Origin of the sequence: Microaerobacter geothermalis, from assembly GCF_021608135.1 — a bacterium.
GTDB classification, from domain to species: Bacteria; Bacillota; Bacilli; order DSM-22679; family DSM-22679; genus Microaerobacter; species Microaerobacter geothermalis.
The window spans coordinates 1-5,582 of sequence record NZ_JAKIHL010000067.1 but is presented as its reverse complement, the minus strand read 5'-3'; the positions used below and the strand labels follow the sequence as shown (position 1 = coordinate 5,582).

General features: G+C 43.0%; 5 protein-coding genes and 1 pseudogene. 4 read left to right on the top strand and 2 right to left on the bottom strand.

The window, feature by feature from the left end; all coding sequences use genetic code 11:
• Window positions 1-139 precede the first annotated feature (139 nt).
• Window positions 140-1,421, bottom strand: a pseudogene (locus L1765_RS15565) (ISNCY family transposase).
• A gap of 282 nt (window positions 1,422-1,703) precedes the next feature.
• Here L1765_RS15565 and L1765_RS15560 point away from each other — a divergent pair.
• Window positions 1,704-2,177, top strand: a complete 474-nt coding sequence (locus tag L1765_RS15560) for a hypothetical protein (RefSeq protein WP_236408407.1) — start codon at window positions 1,704-1,706, stop codon at window positions 2,175-2,177.
• A 25-nt stretch (window positions 2,178-2,202) separates the two neighbouring features.
• Window positions 2,203-2,622 carry a hypothetical protein gene (locus L1765_RS15555; RefSeq protein WP_236408406.1) on the top strand — a complete coding sequence of 140 codons (420 nt, stop codon included), beginning with the start codon at window positions 2,203-2,205 and terminating at the stop codon, window positions 2,620-2,622.
• Window positions 2,623-2,678: 56 nt separating this feature from the next.
• Here L1765_RS15555 and L1765_RS15550 read toward each other — a convergent pair whose 3' ends face one another.
• On the bottom strand, window positions 2,679-3,404 hold the full coding sequence (locus tag L1765_RS15550) for an AAA family ATPase (protein WP_236408405.1): 726 nt from the start codon (window positions 3,402-3,404) through the stop codon (window positions 2,679-2,681).
• A 381-nt stretch (window positions 3,405-3,785) separates the two neighbouring features.
• Between L1765_RS15550 and L1765_RS16040 the strand changes: the two genes are divergently transcribed.
• The gene (locus tag L1765_RS16040; RefSeq protein WP_268928978.1) at window positions 3,786-4,157 is read left to right on the top strand and encodes a UPF0236 family transposase-like protein; all 372 of its coding nucleotides are present in this window, start codon (window positions 3,786-3,788) and stop codon (window positions 4,155-4,157) included.
• Complete coding sequence (locus L1765_RS15545; protein WP_268928977.1) at window positions 4,132-5,217, top strand: ISLre2 family transposase; 1,086 nt, start codon at window positions 4,132-4,134, stop codon at window positions 5,215-5,217. Before L1765_RS16040 ends, L1765_RS15545 begins: the two co-directional genes overlap by 26 nt.
• Window positions 5,218-5,582: the final 365 nt, after the last annotated feature.

Below are 5,582 nucleotides of genomic sequence, written 5' to 3'. Positions count from 1 at the left end.
TAGCTTGTATCGCTCATTTCATCAAGGGTAAAGGCAAAGCCCTCGCTGTCGCTCGCCCTTGATTTCATTCACGATACAAGCTATTAGGGCCATTAAGGGATGAAGGATGACCTATCTGTTGTAACAGCAGGTGGAAATTTTACGCCCGATGTGGTATCCTTGACGTACGTTGTAGGTGTCTATATTGACGCCAAGGGTGATTGAATGCGGGCTTGTGAGATTTTTTCTCCGAGCTCGCCTTTTTTTGTTCGGGAGTCGTTTGGCGTTCTGGTTTGGTGGTTTCCCGTAAGGGATAGCTTTTCCCTTTGTACCAGACAAACAACTCTCCATCCAGTGTCTGACGTACTTCTACACGGGTTTTGAGTGGGATCGTTTGCTTTTGTTCTGTAGTGTCCATCTTGTAGGTTTTGCCTTGATAAGAAATCGTTTCTCCCGGCCCCAGGGTTCGCTCATCGCGATAGCATAATCAGATCCAGCGATTGTCCTGGCTCTAGGGGAACGAAAGCAGCTTCAGGATCCCGAGGCTCTACAGCGAATTTTTGATTATGATCTTCGATCAGTTCCGGAAGGATCCGGTTGGCCTCCTCAAGCGTGTTGACTCCGCGAATGCGCAGTTCGAAGAGCAAACGATCTTGCAAGGTCTGGAAAAGACGCTCGATACGTCCTTTAGCTTGTGGAGTCGTTGCCTTGATATGAGTGATCCCTAACTCCTTTAAGGCTTGACCGAATTGAGAGAGTGGCATAACTTCACCTGCTAACTCTTGCTCAATGGTTTGTTTTTCATTGGGGGAGCGGAAGATCGTATGTTGATCTGAAAAAATTCCCATGGGGATCTCGTGTTTCTCAATCATCTGTCGAGTGATCAGAAAATAACCTGCAGCATCCTCCTGTAGGCGGAACGTAGCAGCCAAAATTTTACCTGTGGCGTCATCAATAGCGGCATGCAGAGCAAGCGGTTCTGCTCGATCCTCCAGCCAATGATGGGGGCTTGCATCCATTTGAATCAACATCCCCGCTTGGGGTTTGCGTTCTCTTGGACGATGAGTCTTTGGGGGTCGTCTATTCCGTTTTGGCTTGATCCGAGCGTCAGAGCGAATGCGACGGATGGTCGATGGACTCACCTCGATTCCTTCATGTTTTGCTAATAATTCAGCAAAATGATGGTCATTACAGTTTTGATAACGATCACTGGTAAGAAGCTCTAAAATGGTTTCCCTCGTTTCGTTAGGAATGGCATGTGCAGGTTTTCGCCCTCTGTTTTTATGAATGATTCCTGTTTCTCCCTCCTCAAGAACTCGTTTTTTGAGGCGATACACCTGGCGGATACTGATTCCGAGCTGTTTTGCGGCTTCACCTCCTGTGGTGGAACCTTCCATATGTTGCCTGATGACTTTGTAACGATTCAACTCTTCTTTTTTCAATGCGATTCTCTCCTGTCCCATAGTGACATTTTCACTGATGCGTTACAATATGACAATATCACAGACGTACAACACACATTGTACTTCTCTTAGTTGACTTTTTAGAATTTAATAGTTAATATATAATTAACATTTTTTAGAAATTAAGGGAGGGGGAGTTAATGAAAGAGTTGAGTCCTTTTTAAATGGAAACACTAGGGAGATGTGAGTTTACGCCAAATTTTGGACTTTATTGACACCTACACAAGAGAATATATGTAATAAAGAGAGGAGGGAAATTTGATGTTGAAAAAGAAATTTCTAATTGGTTTTTTAACTGGATCTATCGCTTGGTTTTCGATAATTCCGGGACTTTCAAGTAGTACGCTTGCGTCTGGGGAAATTTCTGCTCAGGCTGTAAAGATTGGCACTTCAGATACTACTCAACCACTAAACAATATTGTACAGCCACAAGGGATTAAGAGCACAATTGTTAACATTGCTGTTAATACAGTAGCTAGTGCACTTCGTTATGGTGGCCCTGCATTAGAGTATATTGTTGGTTTTCTTGATAAAAAAGCTGCAGCTTCATTATCAAAAAACGCAAACAAAATTGCAGACAAACTCGATTACATTGCTGAAATTCCAGACCTTACTTCAAACATGGTAAAAACATATGTATATAATTTCCTTAGAAATGATTTGAAGATTAGTGGTGGTACTGCACTACAAATAGCAGATGCTATTAAAGCAGTAATTGATTGGCTTATTTTCTAGAAATTGAAACTATGAGGAATTAATAATGAACTTTGAGGAAAAGATTAAGGAACTTGAGAAAAAAATTGAACACCTGGAAACGCAGGTTTCACGATTAACTATTAGTAAACTTCCTAACCCCCAATATCCCTATTATGAATGGTTAGTATCTATGGATATACCTGATGGCAAAAGAGAAATGATGGAACATGCTTTGGTTATTTTATCAAGACGATTAGAAAAACAACCGATTTATAATTCTTACAAATCAAAGCTACCTGGTATCTCGTCTGAATTATTATACACCTCAACTATACCTAATTTTGAGGACGTGCAAATAATTCTATCAAGTATCCTTGGATTAAATAATCGTAAGCATGTCATCGACTTGTTACAGGCAATGTATAATCAAGATAAATTTTCGAAATTATGCAGGTATTTACTAGACAACGTTGACAAGGCTTGATCCTAACGAACCCCAAATGAAAAACAAAAAAGACGACCTCAATGAGTCGTCTTTATTTATTTGGCTAATATTTCCGCCAGAATACCGTCACGGTTTTCTAAAAATTTCTTCGTTATAATATAGTGAATCGTTTCTTCATAGGCGATTTTAGAGATCGGTTTCGTATCAAAATTGAATATTTGTGCATTTGGGTACCCTAAGATAATTGGTGAGTGAGTCGCAATGATAAATTGGGATTCTCCTTCCTTTACCATATCATCGATCAATCGTAAAAAAGAAAGTTGTCGTGTTGGGGATAAGGCCGCTTCAGGTTCATCCAACAAATATATTCCTTTTTTGGTGAATCGATTTTTAAAGAGAGACCAAAAAGACTCCCCATGAGATTGCGCATGTAACGATTTATTCCCATAAGCCCCCCTTGCTCCAATGTCATCAATATGTGAGGAAAAATTATAAAATGTTTCAGCACGAAGAAAAAAACCGCGGGTTATCTTAGGCAGCCAAGATAATCGAATATAAGGACCAAGAATCGATTCGGAGGCATATACGTTATAAAAATTATTTCTTGATCCCCCCGCCGTATGAAAACCGCATTGATATGCTATAGCCTCTAATAGAGTTGACTTTCCGGATCCATTTTCGCCGACAAAAAAGGTGACAGATGATTCGAATGTTAATTCTTCCAGGGATTGGATGCTGTCAATATGAAACGGATACTCGGCGGCTTCACCTTGCTTCATATTTTCTTTTAATAGCCTGAGGCTTCGCAAATATACAGGCATGGCTTAAGTCCTCCGTAATGATTCTCTATGTTTAGGTATTATTCGTGTGCGATACCATTCTTAGATACACCTTCGCTCATATTTTACGTTGTAGGTAATCCCTTGGCAATGATTTTTTTGCTTCATTTTTACTTCTATGTTTTTCTTTCATTAAATCTTACGACTTGTCAATCTTTCGCCTTGAAAATTCGCCTCTCCCCCTGTATCCCCATTTCACTGGCGTAGATTGTCGTTCCTGAGCCTCTCTACCGAGAAGTTCATGTGGCAGCACTCCCTCTTCGCGTTAGAGTAAAATAATCATTGGTCAGGATAGGAGGAAAAACGCATGTAAAAAGCGAAAAGAGACCTATCACACCCTTCAAAAAAGGAGGTCCCTTTTCAATGGAATTATTTAAATACATCTCCAGTTTAGCGCAACAAATCATGGATGGCAAGATGGATTTTGTGGGATTGGAGCAAGAGATATTTAAAATGGTGAAGGCACTTGGTGTGCCAATGATGGAAAAAGTTATAACAGAGGCAGATCATCGGCTCTTTGAACAGGAAAATCGCCCAGGCAAGAGTGAAGGTTTCCGTGAGATGGGGGTTCAGACATTGTTTGGTGAAATCTGTTATCGGCGTCGATTGTATCGTAATCAGCAAACATGGCACTATGCGCTGGACGAAAAATTAAGGAATTCAAGAAAAACAAACGAAAAGCCCCACCCTGATAAAAGCCGCCGCCTATATGGCGACCCAAAACTCTTACCGTGAGAGTGCGAAGATGCTAAGCCAAATAGGCATCCATATGAGCCATCAAAGGATACACCGGGCGGTTGAAGCGATTGGGGAAGCCATCGAAAAGCGACGAAATAGCGATAGCGCGGAGGAAGGCACCCGAAAAGCGGACATTGTAGTGGTTGAATCCGATGGCGTGCATGTCCCCCTTCAGGGAGCGGATCGAAAAAAAGCAAAGAGCCTGGAAATCAAGGTGGGTTGTGTGTACGAAGGATGGGAAGCAGCAGAGCCGAAAGGAAGCCGGTATCGCCTGAAACATCAAAAAATACTGGCGACAACCGGTACAGCAGAAGCGTACTGGGAACGAGTGGATCAATATTTGGTAACCACATATGATCTGGAAATTGTAGGGGTGATCGTCTTTGGCAGCGATGGGGCAGCATGGGGCAAATACGGAGCAGAACTATACGCGAATGCCTTGCATCAGATAGACACGTTTCATTTCCAACGGTGGATAAAACGCGTATTCGGATTTGGCCAACAAGCGATGGTGGACACCATTCGGGCGATGATTGAAACCGATGATCGACAAGGGTTCGAGGCGTTGATGAACGTTCAGGAGCGCAAGCACATCGAGAAGAAAAAAGAGATTAGGCGGTTGAAAAAGACGATAGAGCAAAACTGGGAAAGTCTCATGGATTACCGGGCAAGTGCGACACAATTACCGGAAATTGCACGAGGCCTTGGGAATGTAGAGAATGCAAACGACAACCTGGTAGCAGATCGCATGAAAAAGCGAGGCATGGCATGGAGTGTACAAGGCGCACACCATCTGGTGCAAGTGAAAGCCGCAGTGCGAAATGGTGAATGGGACGAAGTCTGCCGGTGGATGGTGGAGCAGGTTGAGCGTAAGGAACAGCCCCAAATAAAGCAACCGGACAAGGGAAAGAAGCGAGGTCGCATTGGCAGAGGTATCCGTCGCAACCAGGAAGTCGGGGCATGGTGTCAGGCACACATGCCGGGTGTTCAAGGAAGCGAAGCGTGGTTACGCGAATTTAGCAAACAGTTGCAACAAGTCATAAATCCTGCGATGTGAAAAAGCGAACAAAAAAAGGAAGCTGAAACGACTGCCGTAAGTCGACAGAGGGCCTTTCATTCCCTGTAAAATCCTATAGCCAGGATCGGGAATGGAGTCAAGGGCGAGCGACAGGGAGGGCGAAGCCTTTACCCTTGACGGAATGGACGAGCCGGCTAGACTATGTAAGGGAATGAAAGGAAACAAGATAAGCAAATAAAAAATTGAAGGGTTTAACCAATGAGATATTGACAGTAACCTGTTGTAACAGCAGGTAGAAATTTTACGCCCGATGTGGTATCCTTGACGTACGTTGTAGGTGTCTATATTGACGCCAAGGGTGATTAAATGCGGGCTTGTGAGATTTTTTCTCCGAGCTCGCCTTT

Bases quoted from the DNA above. Each gene is read 5' to 3' on its own strand.
- L1765_RS15560 (WP_236408407.1), top strand. From the start codon at position 1,704: ATGTTGAAAAAGAAATTTCTAATTGGTTTTTTAACTGGATCTATCGCT.
- L1765_RS15555 (WP_236408406.1), top strand. From the start codon at position 2,203: ATGAACTTTGAGGAAAAGATTAAGGAACTTGAGAAAAAAATTGAACAC.
- L1765_RS15550 (WP_236408405.1), bottom strand. From the start codon at position 3,404: ATGCCTGTATATTTGCGAAGCCTCAGGCTATTAAAAGAAAATATGAAG.
- L1765_RS16040 (WP_268928978.1), top strand. From the start codon at position 3,786: ATGGAATTATTTAAATACATCTCCAGTTTAGCGCAACAAATCATGGAT.
- L1765_RS15545 (WP_268928977.1), top strand. From the start codon at position 4,132: ATGGCGACCCAAAACTCTTACCGTGAGAGTGCGAAGATGCTAAGCCAA.